Consider the following 20,141-nt stretch of genomic DNA (forward strand, 5'->3'; position numbering starts at 1 on the left):
TCCGTGCCCAATCCGCTAGTCTTGCTGAATTCTGGAAGGAGCCGTCCAATGTTTGAATCCGCTGAAATCGGTCATGCCATCGACAAAGACACCTACGAGGCTGCCGTCCCTGCGCTGCGTGAAGCACTGCTCGAAGCCCAGTTCGAATTGCAGCAGCAAAAGCGTTTCCCGGTAATCGTGTTGATTAACGGCATCGAAGGCGCGGGCAAGGGCGAGACGGTCAAGTTGCTCAACGAGTGGATGGACCCGCGACTGATCGAGGTGCGCACCTTCGACCAGCAGACGGATGAAGAGCTGGCGCGACCACCGGCGTGGCGCTACTGGCGGATGCTGCCGGCCAAGGGGCGGATGGGGATTTTCTTCGGCAACTGGTACAGCCAGATGCTCCAGGGCCGTGTGCATGGTTTGTTCAAGGACCCGCGGCTGGATCAGGCGATCGCCGGCGCCGAGCGTCTGGAAAAGATGCTTTGCGATGAAGGCGCGCTGATCTTCAAGTTCTGGTTTCACCTGTCCAAAAAACAGATGAAGGCGCGGCTCAAGGCCCTCGCCGACGATCCGCTGCACAGCTGGCGCATCAGCCCGCTGGACTGGCAGCAATCGCAGACCTACGACAAGTTCGTCAAATACGGCGAGCGCGTGCTGCGCCGCACCAGCCGCGACTACGCGCCGTGGCACGTCATCGAAGGCGCGGATGCCAACTATCGCAGTCTGGCGGTGGGCAAGATTCTCCTTGAAGGTTTGCAAGCTGCTCTGAAGCGTCCGGACGTTCATCCTCACGAAGTCAGCGCCGCGCCGCTGGGCACTGCGGTCGATCAATTGAACCTGCTCGACAGCCTGGACCTCAGCCAACACCTGGAAAAGAAAGACTACGAAGAACAATTGATCACCGAGCAGGCACGGCTGTCCGGGCTGATGCGTGACAAGCGCATGCGTCGGCACGCCTTGGTGGCGGTGTTCGAAGGTAACGATGCGGCGGGCAAGGGCGGGGCGATTCGCCGGGTAGCGGCGGCACTCGATCCGCGCCAATACGGCATCGTGCCGATTGCCGCGCCGACCGAAGAGGAACGCGCGCAACCGTATCTTTGGCGTTTCTGGCGGCATCTGCCGGCGCGGGGCAAGTTCACCGTATTCGATCGTTCGTGGTACGGCCGGGTTTTGGTGGAGCGCATCGAGGGTTTCTGCCCGCCGGCCGACTGGTTGCGCGCCTACAGCGAGATCAACGACTTTGAAGAGCAGCTCGCCGATGCTGGCGTGATCGTGGTCAAGTTCTGGTTGGCGATCGACAAGGACACACAAATGAAGCGTTTCCAGGAGCGTGAAGAGATTCCCTTCAAACGCTTCAAGATCACCGAAGACGACTGGCGCAACCGCGACAAGTGGGACGCCTATCGCACCGCAGTGGGCGACATGGTTGATCGCACCAGCACCGAAATCTCGCCGTGGACGCTGGTCGAGGCCAATGACAAGCGCTGGGCGCGGGTCAAAGTGTTGCGCACGATCAACCTTGCTTTGGAAGAAGCCTTCGAGAAATCCGACAAGAAGGCCAAAAAGCACAAGGACTGAAACGATGGGCACGCATACGCGGGGTGAATGATTGTCGCGGTCGGTAATGGGGTGGACTTATGCTCAGGTCCACTCTCAACCGATAACAACAATGAGGTATGCCATGCGTGAAGTGGTGATCGTCGACAGCGTACGGACCGGCCTGGCCAAATCCTTTCGCGGCAAGTTCAACCAGACCCGTCCCGATGACATGGCGGCTCATTGCGTCAACGCGCTGCTGACACGCAATGACATCGACCCGACCAGTGTCGAGGATTGCATCGTCGGTGCCGGCTCCAACGAGGGCGCGCAGGGCTACAACATCGGTCGCAACGTCGCGGTGCTCTCGCGTCTGGGCACCGGCACCGCCGGCATGACCCTCAATCGTTTCTGCTCTTCGGGCTTGCAGGCTATTGCGATTGCCGCCAACCAGATCGCCTCGGGCTGCAGCGACATCATCGTCGCGGGCGGCGTCGAATCGATCAGCCTGACGATGAAAAGCGTTAACACCGATCACCTGATCAACCCGCTGCTCAAGCAACAAACGCCTGGTATCTATTACACGATGGGCCAGACCGCCGAAGTGGTTGCACGTCGTTATGGCGTCAGCCGTGAGGCGCAGGATCGCTACGCGCTGCAAAGTCAGTTGCGTACGGCTCAGGCCCAGGCGGCCGGTTTTTTCGACGATGAAATCGTGCCGATGGCGGTGAAGTATCGCGTCGAGGACAAAAACAGCGGCGAAGTGCAGATCCTCGATGGCGTCGTCGAGCGCGACGACTGCAACCGTCCGGACACTACTTATGAAAGCCTTGCCGGGCTGAAACCAGTGTTCGCCGACGATGGTTCGGTGACGGCTGGCAACTCCTCTCAACTGTCCGACGGCGCGTCGATGACGCTGGTGATGAGCCTGGAAAAGGCGCTGCAACTGGGGCTCAAGCCGAAGGCGTTTTTCCGCGGTTTCACCGTGGCCGGTTGCGAGCCGGACGAGATGGGCATCGGCCCGGTTTTCTCGGTGCCGAAACTGCTCAAGGCCAAGGGCTTGCAGGTGGCTGACATCGACTTGTGGGAGTTGAACGAGGCGTTTGCTTCACAGTGCCTGTACAGCCGTGATCGGCTGGAGATCGATAACGACAAATACAACGTCAATGGCGGCTCGATTTCCATCGGCCACCCGTTCGGCATGACCGGGTCGCGGCAGGTCGGGCATCTGGTGCGGGAGTTGCAGCGGCGTAACTTGCGTTACGGCATCGTCACCATGTGCGTGGGCGGCGGGATGGGAGCGACGGGGTTGTTTGAGGCGGTGCTTTAAACGCAGAAAAATGTGTTGAATGATCTACCGCTTTCGCGAGCAGGTTCGCTCCCACATTGGAATGCAGTTCCCTGTGGGAGCGAGCCTGCTCGCGAATGAATTCACCAAGGATCAGCGGTTGGAATCCTGAAGTTGCATCCGCGCGATGTAGGCCTTTATCTCCTGCTCAGCCTTCTCATGGCTGTCAAACGGCCCCTCAAGGGTATTTTCCCGGGTGCTGAAAAACAGTTCACCATTGACCCGACACACTCGGTCACTGCGAAAGTGCGTGGCGGGGGCGGGGTCTTGGGCGCGCATGCCTAACATGATCGGTCTCCCTGCTGATGCAACGCTTGGGCTGGATCGAATGAGCTTATGTCTGAACCACTTGGCCCGCCTGATCAGCCGATCAACGGCGTTGCGTCAACTTGATGCAGCGACCTGTACAGTTTCATTTGCGGCCCGGCTCTAACTGTCCCTGTGTTGCATCAGGCGCGAGGCCTAGAATGAGCGCTCCAGTCAGCAGGCTTTGGGGTTCGCATGCACATTTCATCTGGGCGCTGGGCCTACGGTTTGTTCCTGGCGCTGCTGACGGCGTTTCTGTGGGGCATCCTGCCGATCAAACTCAAACAGGTGTTGCTGGTGATGGACCCGGTCACGGTGACCTGGTTTCGTCTGCTGGTGTCCGGCGGCTGCCTGTTCATTTACCTGGCCGCGGTCAAGCGCCTGCCAAGCCGCAAAGTGCTCGGGCCCAAGGGCGGCTGGCTGGTGCTGATGGCGGTGCTCGGGCTGGTCGGCAACTACGTGCTGTACCTGATGGGGCTTAACCTGCTCAGCCCCGGCACCGCGCAACTGGTGGTGCAGATGGGCCCGATCATGTTGCTGATCGCCAGTCTGTTTGTGTTCAAGGAGCGTTTCAGCATCGGGCAGGGCATTGGCCTGGCGGTGTTGCTGATCGGTTTTGTGCTGTTTTTCAATCAGCGGCTCGCGGAGTTGCTGACCTCATTATCGGATTACACCGCGGGCGTATTGCTGGTGCTGTTGGCATCGACCGTGTGGACGTTCTACGCCTTGGGCCAGAAGCAATTGCTGTCGGTGTGGAATTCGTTGCAGGTGATGATGGTGATTTACCTGTTTTGCGCGTTGTTGCTGACACCCTGGGTGCATCCACTCGAAGCGCTTGAGTTGAGCCCGGTGCAGGGCTGGCTGCTGCTGGCGTGCTGCATGAACACGCTGATTGCCTACGGCGCGTTTGCCGAAGCGCTGGCGCATTGGGAGGCTTCGCGGGTCAGTGCGACGCTGGCGATCACGCCGTTGGTGACGTTCGTGGCGGTGGCGATTGCGGCCGGGATCTGGCCGGAATACGTGCATGCCGAGCAGATCAATGCGCTTGGGTATGGCGGGGCGGTGCTGGTGGTGCTGGGTTCGGCGCTGGTGGCGTTGGGGCCTTCGTTGATTGCCGGGCTCAAGGCGCGGCGGCTGCGGATGGCTTGAAGGTCAAAAGATCGCAGCCTGCGGCAGCTCCTACAGTTGGAATGCGTTCCCCTGTAGCAGCTGCCGCAGGCTGCGATCTTTTTGCTTCTAGCCCTTGGCGCCAGCCTCGATCATGTTCTCCGGCCGCACCCAGGCATCAAACTCTTCATCAGTCAGATAGCCCAACTCCAGCGCCGCTTCGCGCAAGGTCAGACCTTCGCTATAAGCCTTCTTGGCGATTTCTGCGGACTTGTCATAACCGATGTGCGGGTTCAACGCCGTCACCAGCATCAGACCGCGCTCCAGATGCTGGGCCATGACCTGCGCATCCGGCTCGAGTCCTGCGATGCAGTGCTGCTGGAAGTTGCTGCAACCGTCACTGAGCAAGCGGATCGATTGCAGCAGGTTGTGGATGATCACCGGTTTGTACACGTTCAACTGCAAGTGGCCCTGGCTCGCGGCAATGCCGATCGTCACGTCATTGCCCAGCACCTGGCAGGCGAGCATCGACAGCGCTTCGCACTGGGTCGGATTGACCTTGCCCGGCATGATCGAGCTGCCCGGCTCGTTGGCCGGCAAGCGCACTTCAGCGAAACCTGCGCGGGGGCCCGAGCCGAGCAAGCGCAGGTCGTTGGCGATTTTCATCAGGGCCACGGCGAGGGTTTTCAACGCGCCGGACAGACTGGTCAGCGGTTCATGACCGGCCAGCGCGGCAAATTTGTTCGGCGCGGTGATGAAGGGCAGGCCGGACAACGCAGCGAGCTCTGCCGCAATGGCCTCGCCAAAACCGTGCGGCGAATTCAGCCCGGTACCGACGGCGGTACCGCCCTGCGCCAGTTCACACACCGCCGGCAGTGCCGCGCGGATCGCTCGCTCGGCGTAATCCAGTTGCGCTATGAAGCCCGACAATTCCTGACCGAAGGTAATCGGCGTCGCGTCCATCATGTGCGTGCGGCCGGTTTTCACCAGTTTCATGTGCCGTGCTGCCAGTTCAGCCAAGCCACCTGACAGCTCGGCAATCGAGGGCAGCAACTGCTCTTGCACGGCTTTGACCGTGGCGATGCTCATGGCAGTGGGGAAGCAGTCGTTGGAGCTTTGCGAGCGATTGACGTGATCGTTCGGGTGGACCGGGGTCTTGCCGCCGCGTGGATTGCCGGCCAGTTCGTTGGCACGACCGGCGATCACTTCGTTGACGTTCATGTTGCTTTGAGTGCCGCTGCCGGTCTGCCAGACCACCAGCGGGAACTGGTCGTCGTGCTGGCCGTCGAGGACTTCGTCGGCAGACTGCTCGATCAGGCGGGCAATGTCGGCGGGCAGGTCACCGTTGCGGTCGTTGACCCGCGCGGCGGCTTTCTTGATCAGGGCCAGGGCGTGCAGTACCGGCAGCGGCATGCGTTCCTGGCCAATGGCGAAGTTGATCAGCGAGCGTTGCGTCTGAGCACCCCAGTATGCGTCGTCCGGGACCTCGATCTGGCCCAGGCTGTCGGTTTCGATACGGCTCATCGTGCACACTCCTGTTGGTCTGTTTGCGCAGTTTAGGCCGGTGTCGGCCCTGGTGGTTCCCTCGAATCGATTGTTGACCGGTAAAACCCCGCCAATCAAGCGCGGCAAGGCTTTGGGGGTTGAGCCGCGATGAATGTTAGGCGCAGAATGGGCGCCCTTGGGGTTTTACCTCGCCTAGCTGAAAAGGAAACTCGATGACTCGTCTTCGTGCCATCTGTACCGCAGTAGCCCTGGTTTGCGCCAGCGGCCAGGCCCTCGCCGATACCGCCAGCCACAACGCCAGTGCCGAAGCTTTCCTGACTCTGGCGCACGCTGACAAACTGGGCACCCCGGTGTACATGCAAGTACAGCAAATGTTTGCCCAGCGTTTTGAGCAGACCAAAGCCCCGGAAGCCAAGAAAGCCGTGCTGGAAACCTATCAGGCCAAGGCTAACGCTGCGCTGGACCAGGCCATCGGCTGGAACAAGCTCAAGCCGGACATGGTCAAGCTCTACACCACCAACTTCAGCGAGTCCGAACTCAAGGACCTCGTCGCTTTCTACAAGTCGCCACTGGGCAAGAAAGTCCTGGAAAAAATGCCGCAGCTGACTCAGCAATCGGCCCAGATGACGCAGGCCAAGCTGGAAAGCGCCGTGCCGGTAGTCAACAAGCTGCTGGAAGACATGACCAAAGAGCTGGCCCCTGCAGCTCCTGCGGCCAAGAAGAAGTAAGCGGAGTTCGTGATGACCATGCAACAACGCATCGAATCCACGCTGGCGCTACTTCAGCCTGAGCATCTGCAAGTGCTGGATGAAAGCCATATGCACAGTCGTGGGTTACAGACTCACTACAAGGCCGTGGTAGTCAGCGCGCAGTTCGAAGGGCTGAGCCGGGTCAAGCGCCACCAGAAAGTCTACGGCACGCTCGGCGAGCTGATGGGCGAGTTCCATGCGTTGGCGCTGCACACCTACACCCCGCAGGAATGGGCAGAGACTGGCGCCGCCCCCGCGTCGCCAACCTGTGCCGGAGGAAAGCAGCGATAAGCTTCAAGCGGTAAGCTGCAAGGCAATGGCGGACAGGTTTTGGCTTGTCGCTGGAAGCTCGCCGCTCGAAGCTGCTTTTTTGCTAGAATCCGCAACGCGCCGCTCACCCGGCGCGTTTTTTTTCGCATCCGGTTCACCCTTTACGAGGGTAGCCACCTGGAGAAATACCCATGACACAACCGATTGTCGTGGCGGCACTGTATAAGTTCGTCACCCTCGAAGATTACGTCAACCTGCGCGAGCCGCTGCTGCAAGCGATGGTCGACAACGGCATCAAAGGCACCTTGCTGATTGCCGAAGAAGGCATCAACGGCACGGTTTCCGGCACTCGCGAAGGCATCGATGGCCTGCTCGCCTGGCTGAAGAACGACCCGCGCATGATCGACATCGACCACAAAGAGTCGTACTGCGACGAGCAGCCGTTCTACCGCACCAAGGTCAAACTGAAGAAAGAGATCGTCACCCTCGGTGTTGACGGCGTCGACCCGAACAAAAAGGTCGGCACCTACGTTGATCCGCAAGACTGGAACGCGTTGATCAGCGACCCTGAAGTGCTGTTGATCGACACGCGCAACGATTACGAAGTGTCGATCGGCACATTCGAAGGCGCCATCGATCCGAAAACCACCAGTTTTCGCGAATTCCCCGACTACATCAAAGCGCACTTCGACCCGGCCGTGCACAAGAAGGTCGCAATGTTCTGCACCGGTGGCATCCGCTGCGAAAAGGCATCGAGCTACATGCTGGGCGAAGGCTTTGAAGAGGTTTACCACCTAAAGGGCGGCATTCTGAAGTACCTCGAAGAGGTGCCGCAGGAAGAAACCAAGTGGCAGGGCGACTGCTTTGTGTTCGACAACCGGGTGACTGTGCGCCACGACCTCACCGAAGGCGACTACGATCAATGTCATGCTTGCCGCACACCGGTCAGCGTTGAAGATCGCACCTCCGAGCACTACGTCGCTGGCATCAGTTGCCCGCATTGCTGGAACACGCTGAGCGAGAAGACTCGCCGCAGCGCCATCGACCGGCAGAAGCAGATCGAACTGGCCAAGGCCCGCAACCAGCCGCACCCGATCGGCTTTAACTACAAGCAAGCATCCACCGAGGCTTAACCATGTCTGCGCGCCTGCTCTATGTGATGGATCCGATGTGTTCCTGGTGCTGGGGATTTGCTCCGGTGGCCAAGGCACTGGTCGAGCAAGCGCAGGCAGCCGGGGTCGAGCTGCATCTGGTGGTGGGCGGATTGCGCACCGGCAGCGGTTCGGCGCTGGAGCCGACCACCCGCCGCTACATTCTTGAACACTGGCAAGCGGTCACCGAGGCCACGGGTCAGCCGTTCAAGCTTGACGGTGCGTTGCCCGAGGGTTTTGTCTACGACACCGAGCCGGCCTGCCGTGCGATTGTCACTGCACGCAGCTTGGCGCCGGATTGTGCGTGGAAACTGGTCGGACTTATCCAGCAGGCGTTTTACGCTGAAGGTCGCGATGTCACTCAGGCCAGCGTACTGGTCGAGTTGGCGGAGCAGGCGGGCGTGCCGCGCATCGAGTTCGCTGCGTTGTTCGACCATGCCGATCAACACAAAGCCACTCAGGCCGATTTCAGCTGGGTGCAGGATCTCGGCATCGCCGGTTTCCCCACGCTGCTCGCCGAACGCAACGGCCAGCTGGCATTGCTGACCAACGGTTATCAACCGCTCAGTGAGCTGTCGCCATTGCTGGGCCGATGGCTGGAGCGCGCAGCCTGTGCCTGACCGGGCCGATGACACGCCAGCCGCAAAGCGTATCGACCGGCTGAGCTGGGCAGAAGTCCGGCGACTGGCACTCACTCACAAAAAATCCCTGTGGATCGCCAACGGCGTCGCCGTTCTGGCCACGCTGTGCAGCGTGCCGATTCCGTTGCTGCTGCCATTGCTGGTGGACGAAGTCCTGCTTGGCCACGGCGATGCGGCGCTGAAGGTGATGAATCACCTGTTACCGACGATGTGGCAGCAAGCGGCGGGCTATATCGGCCTGATGCTGGTGGTCACCTTGACCCTGCGTTGCGGCGCGTTGGGCTTTGGCGTGTTGCAGTCGCGGCTGTTTGCGCGTTTGGCCAATGACATCGTCTATCGCATCCGCGTGCGCTTGATCGAACGGCTGAAGCGTATTTCCCTCGCCGAATATGAAAGTCTGGGCAGCGGCACGGTGACCACCCATCTGGTCACCGATCTCGACACCCTCGACAAGTTTGTCGGTGAAACCCTCAGCCGGTTTCTGGTGGCGATGCTGACGCTGGTCGGCACCGCGAGCATCCTGATGTGGATGCACTGGAAACTGGCGCTGCTGATTCTGCTGTTCAACCCTTTGGTGATCTACGCCACGGTGCAGTTGGGCAAACGCGTCAAACACCTGAAGAAACTCGAGAACGACAGCACCGCGCGTTTCACCCAGGCGCTGAGCGAAACCCTCGACTCGATTCAGGAAGTGCGGGCGGGCAACCGTCAGGGTTTCTTCCTCGGCCGGCTCGGTTTGCGGGCGCAGGAGGTGCGTAACTACGCGATCAACTCGCAATGGAAAACCGACGCCTCCAACCGTGCCAGTGGCCTGCTGTTCCAGTTCGGTATCGACATCTTTCGCGCCGCGGCGATGCTCACCGTGCTGTTCTCCGACCTGTCGATCGGCCAGATGCTCGCGGTGTTCAGTTACCTGTGGTTCATGATCGGCCCGGTGGAGCAACTGCTCAACCTGCAATACGCCTATTACGCGGCGGGCGGGGCGCTGGCGCGGATCAACGAACTGCTGGCGCGGGCCGATGAGCCGCAGTATCCGGGCGGCGTCGATCCGTTCAAGGGCCGCGATACCGTGGGCATCGAGGTGCAAGGCCTGAGCTTCGGTTACGGCGATGAACCGGTGCTGGATCAGTTGAACCTGTCCATCGCGCCCGGTGAGAAAGTCGCGATTGTCGGCGCCAGTGGCGGTGGTAAAAGCACCCTGGTGCAATTGCTTCTGGGGCTGTACACGCCGCTGGCCGGGACGATTCGCTTCGGCGGTTCGACCCAGCAGGAAATCGGTCTGGAGACGGTTCGGGAAAACGTCGCGGTGGTGTTGCAGCATCCGGCGCTGTTCAATGACACCGTACGCGCCAACTTGACGATGGGCCGCACGCGCAGCGACGAAGCCTGCTGGCAGGCGCTGGAAATCGCTCAGCTCGAACCCGCGATCCGCGCCTTGCCGGATGGACTCGACAGCATCGTTGGCCGTTCCGGCGTGCGCTTGTCTGGTGGCCAGCGCCAGCGCCTGGCAATTGCACGGATGATCCTCGCCGAGCCAAAAGTGGTGATCCTCGACGAGGCCACTTCGGCCCTCGACGCCGCCACCGAATACAACCTGCATCAAGCCATGGCGCGTTTCCTACATGGCCGCACCACGCTGATCATCGCGCACCGGTTATCGGCAGTGAAGCAGGCTGATCGGGTGCTGGTATTCGACGGCGGACAAGTGGCCGAAGATGGCGATCACCAGCAGTTGATTGCCGACGGCGGGCTGTACGCCAAATTGTATGGTCATTTGCAGCAGATTCAGCGCCCCTGAGTTTCTTGCCCTTTTTTGCCCTCAGTGTGTGAATATCATTGAGTAAACCTGCTCGGAAAGCCTCTAAAGATCAGTCGGTTGCACGATCAGCGTTGCAGACGGGCGAGCTGTCCCTTTGGCATATCAAAAATTAGCCTAGGCTGAGCTGTCAGGAGCAGGATTTTCCGGTTGTTCATCTGGCAGTACTTGCGCAAGGGATCTCATGGAGCAAAAGCGGACTTTCGGAACGCCACGATTGTTGGGCATCGTCTGGCCATTTATTGCCGTCGTGTTGTTTCAAGCGTTATTGGGGGGCGTGAGCCTTTACGTGCTGTCGGCCGTTCGCGGCTACGTTGCGGGGGAAAGTCTCTGGTCCAAGGGCCAGAAAGATGCCATCTACTACCTCAATCTGTACGCAGACAGTCGCGACGAAAAGATATTCCTCAAATACCAGACCGCGATTGGCGTCCCCCAGGGCGGTCATCAGCTGCGTCTGGCGCTGGACCGCCAACCGCCGGACCTGGCCGCTGCGCGCGAAGGCATCCTCAAGGGTGGCAACCATCCGGACGACGTCTCCAGCGTGATCTGGCTGTACCTCAACTTCCGTCATTTCAGTTACCTGGAGACTGCCATCGACCGCTGGACGGTGGGTGACGCTTATCTGATCGAGCTGGATGATCTCGCGCGCGAGATGCACCGCAGTATTTCCGAGAATACCGCCAGCAGTGCCGATATCCTGCGCTGGAAGGCGCAGATCTTTGCGATCAATGATGCCGTGACTCCGGCGGCGAAAGCCTTCAGTGATGCCTTGGGCGAAGGCTCGCGGATGATCCTGCGACTGTTGCTGGCGATCAACCTGGCCACGGCACTGGGGCTGATCGTGCTGGCCTTGTTGCGCACCCAGAAATTGCTCAAGCAGCGCCACGCCTTTGCCGAGGCGCTGCAATTGGAAAAGGATCGCGCGCAGGTCACCCTGCAATCGATCGGCGATGGCGTCATCACCACCGACGTGACGGGGGCCATCGATTACATGAACCCCGCCGCCGAAGCCATGACCCACTGGAAAGCCGAACAGGCCGCCGGTCTGCCGCTGGCGGCGCTGTTCAATTTGCTTGATGACAACGCCCAGGCCGAAGGTCTGACGCTGATCGAACACATTCTCAGCGGTCAACTCGGTGGCGGCAGCGAACACTCAAAGCTGATCCAGCGCCTGGACGGCAGCACGTTGTCGGTGACGCTGGTGGGCGCGCCGATCCGCAATGCGGGCAAGGTCAGCGGCACGGTGCTGGTGCTGCACGACATGACCCAGGAACGCCAATACATCGCCAATCTCTCCTGGCAGGCCACCCACGATGCACTGACGGGGCTGGCCAACCGCCGCGAGTTCGAATATCGCCTGGAGCAGGCGCTGCACACCCTTACGCGGCAAGCGGGGCGGCACGCATTGATGTTCCTCGATCTGGACCAGTTCAAACTGGTCAACGACACCTGCGGCCATGCGGCGGGCGATGAACTGTTGCGACACATCTGCACGCTGCTGCAATCAGGCCTGCGCGAGGGCGATACGCTGGCGCGGCTTGGCGGTGACGAGTTCGGTATTCTGCTGCAGAACTGCTCGCCGGAGGCGGCGGAGAAAATTGCCGAGGTACTGCGTCATACCGTGCAGAACCTGCATTTTGTATGGAAAGGGCGACCATTCCAGACCACGGTCAGTATCGGCCTGGTGCATATCACGCAAATCCCGACGACCCTCGAAACCTCGCTGCGAGCAGCAGATATGGCCTGCTACATGGCCAAGGAAAAGGGCCGCAACCGGGTGCAGGTCTATCACGCCGACGACTCCGAACTGTCGCTGCGCTTCGGTGAAATGGCTTGGGTGCAGCGTTTGCACATGGCGCTGGAAGAGGACCGTTTTTGCCTCTTTGCCCAGGAAATCTCCCCCCTCAAACCAAGTGAGGGCAAGGGCGGGCACATTGAGATTCTCCTGCGTCTGCATGATGAAGCCGGGCGAATGATTCTGCCCGACAGTTTCATTCCTGCTGCAGAACGTTATGGCTTGATGAGTCAGCTGGATCGCTGGGTAGTGCAAAACGTGTTCAAGGTGATTGCTCAATGTATTGCGCAAGAACATGAAGGCCCATTAGCGATGTGTGCGATTAATCTGTCAGGCATTACTATAGGAGATGACGCGTTTTTGAACTTTCTGCGCGAGCAGTTTGTTAACTATTCAATACCGCCTGAAATGATTTGTTTTGAAATTACTGAAACCAGTGCAATTTCAAACTTGGGCAGTGCAATTAGATTTATTAATGAACTCAAAGGCTTAGGTTGCTACTTCTCTCTGGATGATTTTTGTGCCGGAATGTCTTCATTCGCTTATCTGAAACATTTGCCTGTAGACTTCCTGAAGATCGACGGGAGTTTCGTAAAGGATATGCTGGACGACCCGATTAACCGCGCAATGGTCGAAGTGATCAATCACATCGGGCATGTCATGGGTAAGCAGACAATTGCCGAGTTTGTTGAAACAACTCAGATCGAGCAGGCATTGCTTGAAATTGGTGTGGATTACGCACAAGGTTATGTTATTGAGCGTCCGCAATTGTTTACCTGTAACAGTTTGCAAAGTCGGCCCGCCAGACCGCAACCACTGTTATTCAAAGCGCCTGGCACGTTCCGTTGAAATCTCTCGCCGATCCTTACAATCACAAATCAAAAGGAGCCGAACAGTGATCGACACATTCAACCGAACCGGACCACTCATGGAAGCCGCAAGTTATCCAGGCTGGGCACAGCAGCTGATAGATGATTGCAGCGAGAGCAAGCGCCGGGTTGTCGAACATGAACTTTACCTGCGCATGCGTGATAACAAACTCAGCGCCAAAACCATGCGCCAGTACCTGATCGGGGGCTGGCCGGTCGTTGAGCAGTTCGCCTTGTACATGGCGCAGAACCTGACCAAGACCAGATTCGCCCGTCACCCCGGCGAAGACATGGCGCGGCGCTGGCTGATGCGCAACATTCGCGTCGAACTCAATCACGCCGATTATTGGGTGCACTGGAGTCGCGCGCACGGTGTAAGCCTTGAAGATCTTCAGGCCCAGCATGTGCCGCCTGAACTGCATGCCTTGAGTCATTGGTGCTGGCATACCAGTTCCGCCGATTCACTGATTGTGGCCATCGCCGCAACCAACTACGCCATCGAAGGCGCGACCGGGGAGTGGTCGGCGCTGGTCTGTTCCAATGGCGTGTACGCTGCGGCATTCCCTGAAGAGGATCGCAAGCGTGCGATGAAATGGCTGAAGATGCACGCCCAGTACGACGATGCTCACCCATGGGAGGCGCTGGAAATCATCTGCACCCTGGCGGGCATGAGCCCGAGCGAGGCCTTGCAGATCGAATTGCGTCAGGCCATCTGCAAGAGCTACGACTACATGTACCTGTTCCTGGAGCGGTGCATGCAGTTGGAAACGTCCGAACGCTTGCTGGTAAGCCGTGAGCGCAGGGCCGTGCTCGAAAACTGATTACCGGCTTCGCCAAAAGCTAATGTGGGAGCGAGCCTGCTCGCGAAGAGGGCGTGTCAGTCAGCACTCGGTTGACTGACACAGCGCTTTCGCGAGCAGGCTCGCTCCCACACTGTTTTGTGCTGTCTGGAAGGATTCAGCCCGCCATTGCCAACCGATTACGCCCCTCACGCTTGGCCACGTACAGCGCACTGTCCGCGCGGCGCAACAGGCTTTCTGCCGATTCACCCGGTAGCAGGGTGGAGCAACCCAGGCTGACCGTCAGCTCGATCAGTTGACCATCGGCGTAATACTCTGCCGCTTGCGCCGCATAACGCAGACGCTCGCCAACCATCGCTGCCGCTTCCCGGCTGGTGTTGGACAGCATGATCAGAAACTCTTCCCCGCCATAACGAAAGACCATGTCGACGTTGCGCAACTGGCTCTTGATCGACGCAGCTACGGCTTTAAGCACGTCATCTCCTGCGCTGTGGCCGTGACTGTCGTTGACGCGCTTGAAGTGGTCGATATCCAGCATCAACACCGACAGCGGCTGCACATGCCGTCGAGACATCTCGATCTCGCGTTGCAGCGTCTGCTCCATTGCGATGCGATTGCCGGCGCCGGTCAGCGGATCACGCAACGCGCTCTGGGTGGCTGCTCGGTACAGCAGGGCATTGCGCATCGGGTATAGCAGCGACGACAGTAGCGATTCGAGATTGCCCTGATCCTGCTCGTTGAAGCGGTGATTGCGGCGGAACACCACTTCGCCCATGTGCTCGCCTTCGTGGCTCAGGCTGTAGCTGACGGAATGGTGGCCGCGTGCGCCGAACTCCAGGCGCAAGTCGCTGCCCTTGTGCTCGTAGCTCAAGGCGTCAAGCGGCACAAGGCGTTGAACCTCGCGGAAAAACAGACCGAGTATGCGTTGCGGTTCGAGACTGGTTTGCAATTGCAGGCTCATTTGCTGGCGCAATTGCGTCAGGCTGGTCGGGCGTTCCAGAAGTGGAGGAAGCTGACCGAAGCCCAGGCGTTGCAATTTGGCACTGTCAAAGTCAATTGCATTGGTCTGGGAGGGTGATTTCATGTGGCGTGAGCCCCTAAGCAGTAAGTCTGTCTTACAGGCTGGGTGAGAGCGGCTATGGGCTGCGCGTCGTACTGATCCATCAGTCCCGTAGGACATTTGGCGTAAGTTTAGTCTGCCTGATGACGATTAGTAAGCTATCGAACCAGGCCTCGCCCCACTGCCTTCACACGGCATGCTTTGTGGGAAATTAGAGCGAAAGTCGTGCCATTCAGTTCGGTTTTATTTAAACCCATATGAATCAATGGCTTGTGAAATCGCGAGGAGGGGAGGTGCTGGATATTTGACTTTATTGTGACGGCCGATAGCGGCAAATGACTGCCGCGGCAGTAATCCGCCGCGGCTACAAATGCGACGTATGGCATTACTGTGCGTTGAATGCCTGGCCGTTGATACCGGTGCTGTCGGGGCCCATCAAGTAGAGGTAGACCGGCATGATGTCCTCCGGGGTCGGATTGTTCAGCGGGTTTTCTCCGGGATAGGCCTGTGCTCGCATGCTGGTGCGGGTGCCGCCCGGGTTGATGCTGTTGGAGCGCACCGGCGCCACGCCGTCGACCTCATCCGCCAGGGTTTGCATCAGGCCTTCGGTGGCAAATTTCGACACACCGTACGCGCCCCAGTAAGCACGGCCCTTGCGACCAACGCTGCTGGAGGTAAACACCACCGACGCATCCTGCGACAGCTTGAGCAGCGGCAGCAGCGTGCTGGTCAGCATGAACATGGCGTTGACGTTGACCTGCATGACACGCATGAAGTTTTCCCCGGACAACTGCTCGATCGGCGTGCGCGGGCCGATGATCGAGGCGTTGTGCAGGAGGCCGTCGAGGTGGCCGAACTCGTTCTCGATCATCGCTGCCAGTTCATCGTATTGATGGGGCAGGGCGGTTTCGAGGTTGAAGGGGATGACTGCTGGTTGCGGATGGCCGGCCGCTTCGATTTCGTCGTAGACCTGCGTCAGATTGGCTTCGGTCTTGCCCAGCAGCAGCACGGTGGCGCCATGGGCGGCATAGGTTTTCGCGGCGGCCGCGCCAATGCCACGACCGGCACCGGTGACCAGAATGACCCGATCCTTGAGCAATTCGGGGCGAGCGGAATAATCAAACATAAAAACCTCACAATCCGTTAATAGCTAAAAGATCGCCGCCTGCGGCAGCTCCTGCATGAGTTGGATAACTCCCCTGTAGGAGCTGCCACAGGCGGCGATCTTTTGACTTTGATCAGCAGCTGCAGAGCGCGCTATCCAGCACCTTGCGCAACTCCAGCGGATGATCCACCACCACATCCGCGCCCCAATGCCGCGGGTTGTCGTCCGGATGGATGTAGCCGTAGGTTACCGCGGCCGTTTTGGTCCCGGCATCGCGCCCCGACTCGATATCGCGCAGATCATCGCCCACAAACAGAACGGTCGATGGATCCAGATCAAGCATCTTGCACGCGAGAATCAGCGGCTCCGGATCCGGCTTGCTGTTCTTCACGTGATCCGGGCAGATCAGCAGCGCCGAGCGCTCGGCCAACCCCAGTTGCTGCATGATCGGCTCGGCGAAACGCACAGGCTTGTTGGTGACCACGCCCCAGATCAGGTTGGCCTGTTCGATGTCGGCCAGCAGTTCGCTCATGCCGTCGAACAGTTTGCTGTGCACCGCGCAACCGACGAGGTAGCGCTCAAGGAACTCCAGACGCAGTTCCTCAAAGCCCGGCGACTCCGGGTCCATCGAGAACGTCACCGCGACCATGGCTTTGGCGCCACCGGAAATCTCGTCGCGGATGTGCTTGTCGTTGATCGGCGGCAAGCCGCGATCCGCGCGCATCGCCTGGCAGATGGCAATGAAGTCCGGCGCGGTGTCGAGCAGAGTGCCGTCCATGTCGAAAAGAACTGCTCTGATGGCCATCGGCTTATTCCTCGCGCAGGGTCTGGATCATGTAGTTGACGTCAACGTCGTTGGCCAGTTTGTAGTGCTTGGTCAGCGGGTTGTAGGTCAGGCCGATGATGTCCTTGACGGTCAGGCCGGCCAGGCGGCTCCAGGCACCCAGCTCGGACGGACGAATGAATTTCTTGAAGTCGTGGGTGCCGCGCGGCAGCAGCTTCATGATGTATTCGGCGCCGATGATCGCGAACAGGTACGCCTTCGGGTTGCGGTTGATGGTCGAAAAGAACACCTGGCCGCCCGGCTTGACCATGCGGTAGCAAGCGGCGATGACCGACGATGGATCAGGCACGTGTTCGAGCATTTCCAGGCAGGTCACGACGTCGAACTGCTCGGGCGTTTCCTCGGCCAGGTCTTCGGCGGTGATCTGGCGGTACTCGACGCTGACGCCGGACTCCAGTTGATGCAACTGCGCGACCGCCAACGGCGCCTCGCCCATGTCGATGCCCATGACGGTGGCACCGCGCTGGGCCATGGCTTCACTGAGGATGCCGCCGCCGCAACCGACGTCGAGGACTTTCTTGCCGGCCAGATTGACCCGTTCGTCAATCCAGTTGACCCGCAGCGGGTTGATGTCGTGCAGCGGTTTGAACTCGCTTTCACGGTCCCACCAGCGATGGGCCAGGGCTTCGAATTTGGCGATTTCGGAGTGGTCGACGTTGCTCATGGTTCAATCCTCTAAAACTTGAAAAAGGCTGTAGCCCCGCGGGTTGGCTGCGAGGTGTTTACGATTCGGTGTGGCCGCTGATGCGCTGGCCCCAAGCCCGGGCGGTGGCGCCCAGTTGCTGTTCATCCATGCGCGTCAGGCGGCGGTCGTCGAGCAGTTGTTTGCCGGCGACCCACAGGTGTTTCACGCAATCGCGCCCGGTGGCATATATAAGCTGCGAAACCGGGTCATAGATCGGCTGCTGCGCCAGGCCGGACAGGTCGAAGGCGACGATGTCCGCGGCTTTGCCGATTTCCAGCGAGCCAACCTGCGCCTCGATTCCCAGTGCCCGAGCACCGTTGAGCGTGGCCATGCGCAACGCACGATGGGCGTCGAGCGCAGTGGCAGAACCGGCGACAGCTTTGGCCAGTAGCGCTGCGGTACGGGTTTCGCCAAGCAGGTCGAGGTCATTGTTGCTCGCCGCACCATCGGTGCCGACCGCGACATTCACACCAGCCTGCCACAAACGCTCGACCGGGCAGAAGCCGCTGGCCAGTTTGAGGTTCGATTCCGGGCAGTGGATCACGCTGGTGTTGCTTTCTACCAGCAACGCCAGGTCGTCATCGCTGATCTGCGTCATGTGCACAGCCTGGAAGCGCGGCCCGAGCAGGCCCAGTCGGCCTAGGCGGGCCAGCGGCCGTTCACCGCGTTGCTCGACCGCTTGCTGCACTTCGAACGCCGTTTCGTGGACGTGCATGTGAATCGACGCATCCAGCTCCTCGGCGATCACGCGGATTTTCTCGAGATTTTCGTCGCCGACGGTGTAGGGTGCATGAGGGCCGAAGGTGATCTTGATGCGCTCGTGATGCTTCAGATCGCCGAACAGCTCGACACCTTGGCGAATGGCCTCATCGGCGCTGGAGGCGCCGGGAATCGGGAAGTCGAGGATCGGAATGGCGATCTGCGCGCGAATGCCACTGTCATGCACGCGTTCGCTGGCGACTTTGGGGAAAAAATACATGTCCGAAAAGCAGGTGATGCCGCCCTTGATCTGCTCGGCGATGGCCAGATCGGTACCGTCACGAACGAAGTCTTCATCGACCCATTTGGCTTCGGCCGGCCAGATGTGGTTTTCCAGCCAGGTCATCAGCGGCAGATCATCGGCCAGGCCACGGAACAGCGTCATTGCCGCATGGCCGTGAGCGTTGATCAGACCGGGGCTGAGCAGGACGCCGGGCAATTCGCGCACTTCAGCGGCGTTACACTTCAGTGCGTCGCTGCGCGGGCCGATAAACACGATGCGACCGTCGCGGATGCCCAGGCCATGCTCCTTGAGCACAACGCCTGCGGGTTCGACGGGTACCAGCCAGGTTGGCAGCAATAATAAGTCGAGCGCAAGGACAGGTTTCGGCATCGAGGGTCGGTTCCAGTGCTTTTGTAAAGGATGGCGAAGTATACCCGAGCGTCTTCGCGGGGGGATCGCTATAATCGGCGGCTTTTGTTCATGAGTGCGGGGTGTGGGATGCGCGATCGACTGTTGGCTGCGGAGAAAGTAAAGGCCATCGATTGGCGAGATGGCGCGCTCCACCTGCTGGATCAGCGTATTTTGCCGTTCGAGGAAACCTGGATCGCTTACACCAGCGCTGCCGGCGTGGCCGAGGCGATCCGTTCGATGGTGGTGCGGGGCGCACCGGCGATCGGCATCAGTGCGGCTTATGGCATCGTCCTCGCGGCGCGTACGCGGGTGGCCGAAGGTGGCGACTGGTACGCCGCGCTGGAAGAGGATTTTGCCCTGCTGGCCGATTCCCGGCCGACGGCGGTCAACCTGTTCTGGGCGCTGGGCCGCATGCACGATCGGCTCGATCGCCTCAAAGGCAATGCCGATCCGCTGGCAGCACTGGAAGCCGAGGCCATCGCCATCCACGAAAGTGATCGCGAGGCCAACCTGACCATGGCCCAGCTCGGCGTCGATCTGATCCGCAAACATCAGGGCAACGCTCAGGCGATTCTCACCCATTGCAATACCGGCGCTCTGGCGACGGGTGGTTTTGGTACGGCGCTTGGGGTCATTCGTGCGGCATTTCTCGAGGGCATGGTCGAGCGCGTTTATGCCGACGAAACCCGGCCGTGGCTTCAGGGCTCGCGCCTGACAGCATGGGAGCTGGCCAACGAAGGCATCCCGGTCACCCTGAATGCCGATTCTGCCGCCGCGCACATCATGAAAACCAAAGGCGTGACCTGGGTGATCGTCGGTGCTGACCGGATCACCGCCAATGGCGACGTGGCCAACAAGATCGGCACTTATCAACTGGCGGTCAACGCCATGCATCACGGTGTGCGTTTCATGGTGGTGGCGCCGAGTTCGACCATCGACATGAATCTGGCCAGCGGCGACGAAATTCCGATTGAAGAGCGCGATGGTGCCGAATTGCTGGAAGTCGGCGGCAAGCGTGTTGGCGCTGACGTTGAGGCGTTCAACCCGGTGTTTGATGTGACACCGGCGGATCTGATCGATGCGATCGTTACCGAAAAGGGCATCGTCGAGCGGCCGGATACGGCGAAAATGGCCCAGTTGATGTGCCGCAAGCGCCTGCATTGATTGGCTTGACG

18 protein-coding genes are annotated in these 20,141 nt (G+C 59.8%); 11 read left to right on the forward strand and 7 right to left on the reverse strand.

Annotated features, from left to right (window positions below):
- Positions 1-48: 48 nt before the first annotated feature.
- Both pap and JJD74_RS23655 read left to right on the forward strand, forming a co-directional pair.
- A complete protein-coding gene (gene pap, locus JJD74_RS23650) occupies positions 49-1,563 on the forward strand; it encodes a polyphosphate:AMP phosphotransferase (RefSeq protein ID WP_042560381.1) in 1,515 nt (504 codons plus the stop codon).
- Between the two features lie 103 nt (positions 1,564-1,666).
- On the forward strand, positions 1,667-2,851 hold the full coding sequence (locus JJD74_RS23655) for a thiolase family protein (protein WP_200616948.1): 1,185 nt from the start codon (positions 1,667-1,669) through the stop codon (positions 2,849-2,851).
- 111 nt (positions 2,852-2,962) lie between these two features.
- Here JJD74_RS23655 and JJD74_RS23660 read toward each other — a convergent pair whose 3' ends face one another.
- Positions 2,963-3,157 carry a DUF6316 family protein gene (locus tag JJD74_RS23660; RefSeq protein WP_042560379.1) on the reverse strand — a complete coding sequence of 65 codons (195 nt, stop codon included), beginning with the start codon at positions 3,155-3,157 and terminating at the stop codon, positions 2,963-2,965.
- Positions 3,158-3,370: 213 nt separating this feature from the next.
- Here JJD74_RS23660 and JJD74_RS23665 point away from each other — a divergent pair, with 213 nt between their 5' ends.
- Positions 3,371-4,324, forward strand: coding sequence for a DMT family transporter (locus JJD74_RS23665; RefSeq protein ID WP_047302466.1), 954 nt, complete (start codon positions 3,371-3,373; stop codon positions 4,322-4,324).
- An 87-nt stretch (positions 4,325-4,411) separates the two neighbouring features.
- On the opposite strand, the gene JJD74_RS23670 is transcribed toward JJD74_RS23665, so the two are convergent.
- Positions 4,412-5,806 (reverse strand): class II fumarate hydratase, encoded by a 1,395-nt coding sequence (locus JJD74_RS23670; protein WP_200616949.1) that lies wholly within the window; start codon positions 5,804-5,806, stop codon positions 4,412-4,414.
- Positions 5,807-6,000: 194 nt separating this feature from the next.
- Between JJD74_RS23670 and JJD74_RS23675 the strand changes: the two genes are divergently transcribed.
- The 7 genes from JJD74_RS23675 to JJD74_RS23705 all read left to right on the forward strand — a co-directional run bounded on the left by JJD74_RS23675 (position 6,001) and on the right by JJD74_RS23705 (position 13,900).
- Entirely contained in the window at positions 6,001-6,516 is a 516-nt protein-coding gene (locus JJD74_RS23675; RefSeq protein WP_042560377.1) for a DUF2059 domain-containing protein, read from the forward strand.
- Positions 6,517-6,528: 12 nt separating this feature from the next.
- Complete coding sequence (locus JJD74_RS23680; protein WP_047302463.1) at positions 6,529-6,828, forward strand: BolA family protein; 300 nt, start codon at positions 6,529-6,531, stop codon at positions 6,826-6,828.
- A gap of 170 nt (positions 6,829-6,998) precedes the next feature.
- Positions 6,999-7,940, forward strand: coding sequence for an oxygen-dependent tRNA uridine(34) hydroxylase TrhO (gene trhO, locus JJD74_RS23685; protein WP_042560375.1), 942 nt, complete (start codon positions 6,999-7,001; stop codon positions 7,938-7,940).
- 35 nt (positions 7,941-7,975) lie between these two features.
- Positions 7,976-8,578, forward strand: coding sequence for a DsbA family protein (locus JJD74_RS23690; RefSeq protein WP_181818512.1), 603 nt, complete (start codon positions 7,976-7,978; stop codon positions 8,576-8,578).
- Positions 8,571-10,397, forward strand: a complete 1,827-nt coding sequence (locus JJD74_RS23695; protein WP_200616950.1) for an ABC transporter ATP-binding protein — start codon at positions 8,571-8,573, stop codon at positions 10,395-10,397. Before JJD74_RS23690 ends, JJD74_RS23695 begins: the two co-directional genes overlap by 8 nt.
- Before the next feature lie 202 nt (positions 10,398-10,599).
- Positions 10,600-13,059: an EAL domain-containing protein gene (locus tag JJD74_RS23700; RefSeq protein ID WP_200616951.1), complete on the forward strand. Its 2,460-nt coding sequence runs from the start codon at positions 10,600-10,602 to the stop codon at positions 13,057-13,059.
- A 79-nt stretch (positions 13,060-13,138) separates the two neighbouring features.
- On the forward strand, positions 13,139-13,900 hold the full coding sequence (locus tag JJD74_RS23705; RefSeq protein ID WP_215729693.1) for a TenA family transcriptional regulator: 762 nt from the start codon (positions 13,139-13,141) through the stop codon (positions 13,898-13,900).
- Positions 13,901-14,036: 136 nt separating this feature from the next.
- Here the strand turns inward: JJD74_RS23705 and JJD74_RS23710 are convergent, their stop codons facing one another.
- From JJD74_RS23710 to JJD74_RS23730, 5 genes are all read right to left on the reverse strand, one after another.
- Entirely contained in the window at positions 14,037-14,963 is a 927-nt protein-coding gene (locus JJD74_RS23710; protein ID WP_042560370.1) for a GGDEF domain-containing protein, read from the reverse strand.
- A 361-nt stretch (positions 14,964-15,324) separates the two neighbouring features.
- Positions 15,325-16,065: a YciK family oxidoreductase gene (locus JJD74_RS23715; protein ID WP_200616953.1), complete on the reverse strand. Its 741-nt coding sequence runs from the start codon at positions 16,063-16,065 to the stop codon at positions 15,325-15,327.
- A 112-nt stretch (positions 16,066-16,177) separates the two neighbouring features.
- On the reverse strand, positions 16,178-16,849 hold the full coding sequence (mupP, locus tag JJD74_RS23720; RefSeq protein WP_042560368.1) for an N-acetylmuramic acid 6-phosphate phosphatase MupP: 672 nt from the start codon (positions 16,847-16,849) through the stop codon (positions 16,178-16,180).
- A gap of 4 nt (positions 16,850-16,853) precedes the next feature.
- Positions 16,854-17,552 (reverse strand): bifunctional 2-polyprenyl-6-hydroxyphenol methylase/3-demethylubiquinol 3-O-methyltransferase UbiG, encoded by a 699-nt coding sequence (ubiG, locus tag JJD74_RS23725; RefSeq protein WP_200616954.1) that lies wholly within the window; start codon positions 17,550-17,552, stop codon positions 16,854-16,856.
- A 58-nt stretch (positions 17,553-17,610) separates the two neighbouring features.
- Positions 17,611-18,945: a TRZ/ATZ family hydrolase gene (locus JJD74_RS23730; RefSeq protein WP_042560366.1), complete on the reverse strand. Its 1,335-nt coding sequence runs from the start codon at positions 18,943-18,945 to the stop codon at positions 17,611-17,613.
- A 108-nt stretch (positions 18,946-19,053) separates the two neighbouring features.
- On the opposite strand from JJD74_RS23730, the gene mtnA reads away from it, so the two are divergent.
- Positions 19,054-20,130 (forward strand): S-methyl-5-thioribose-1-phosphate isomerase, encoded by a 1,077-nt coding sequence (mtnA, locus tag JJD74_RS23735; RefSeq protein WP_047302451.1) that lies wholly within the window; start codon positions 19,054-19,056, stop codon positions 20,128-20,130.
- Positions 20,131-20,141: the final 11 nt, after the last annotated feature.

Origin of the sequence: Pseudomonas sp. MF6776 (assembly GCF_016613125.1) — a bacterium.
GTDB classification, from domain to species: Bacteria; Pseudomonadota; Gammaproteobacteria; order Pseudomonadales; family Pseudomonadaceae; genus Aquipseudomonas; species Aquipseudomonas iridis.

Bases quoted from the DNA above. Each gene is read 5' to 3' on its own strand.
- pap (WP_042560381.1), top strand. From the start codon at position 49: ATGTTTGAATCCGCTGAAATCGGTCATGCCATCGACAAAGACACCTAC.
- JJD74_RS23655 (WP_200616948.1), top strand. From the start codon at position 1,667: ATGCGTGAAGTGGTGATCGTCGACAGCGTACGGACCGGCCTGGCCAAA.
- JJD74_RS23660 (WP_042560379.1), bottom strand. From the start codon at position 3,157: ATGTTAGGCATGCGCGCCCAAGACCCCGCCCCCGCCACGCACTTTCGC.
- JJD74_RS23665 (WP_047302466.1), top strand. From the start codon at position 3,371: ATGCACATTTCATCTGGGCGCTGGGCCTACGGTTTGTTCCTGGCGCTG.
- JJD74_RS23670 (WP_200616949.1), bottom strand. From the start codon at position 5,806: ATGAGCCGTATCGAAACCGACAGCCTGGGCCAGATCGAGGTCCCGGAC.
- JJD74_RS23675 (WP_042560377.1), top strand. From the start codon at position 6,001: ATGACTCGTCTTCGTGCCATCTGTACCGCAGTAGCCCTGGTTTGCGCC.
- JJD74_RS23680 (WP_047302463.1), top strand. From the start codon at position 6,529: ATGACCATGCAACAACGCATCGAATCCACGCTGGCGCTACTTCAGCCT.
- trhO (WP_042560375.1), top strand. From the start codon at position 6,999: ATGACACAACCGATTGTCGTGGCGGCACTGTATAAGTTCGTCACCCTC.
- JJD74_RS23690 (WP_181818512.1), top strand. From the start codon at position 7,976: ATGTGTTCCTGGTGCTGGGGATTTGCTCCGGTGGCCAAGGCACTGGTC.
- JJD74_RS23700 (WP_200616951.1), top strand. From the start codon at position 10,600: ATGGAGCAAAAGCGGACTTTCGGAACGCCACGATTGTTGGGCATCGTC.
- JJD74_RS23705 (WP_215729693.1), top strand. From the start codon at position 13,139: ATGGAAGCCGCAAGTTATCCAGGCTGGGCACAGCAGCTGATAGATGAT.
- JJD74_RS23710 (WP_042560370.1), bottom strand. From the start codon at position 14,963: ATGAAATCACCCTCCCAGACCAATGCAATTGACTTTGACAGTGCCAAA.
- JJD74_RS23715 (WP_200616953.1), bottom strand. From the start codon at position 16,065: ATGTTTGATTATTCCGCTCGCCCCGAATTGCTCAAGGATCGGGTCATT.
- mupP (WP_042560368.1), bottom strand. From the start codon at position 16,849: ATGGCCATCAGAGCAGTTCTTTTCGACATGGACGGCACTCTGCTCGAC.
- ubiG (WP_200616954.1), bottom strand. From the start codon at position 17,552: ATGAGCAACGTCGACCACTCCGAAATCGCCAAATTCGAAGCCCTGGCC.
- JJD74_RS23730 (WP_042560366.1), bottom strand. From the start codon at position 18,945: ATGCCGAAACCTGTCCTTGCGCTCGACTTATTATTGCTGCCAACCTGG.
- mtnA (WP_047302451.1), top strand. From the start codon at position 19,054: ATGCGCGATCGACTGTTGGCTGCGGAGAAAGTAAAGGCCATCGATTGG.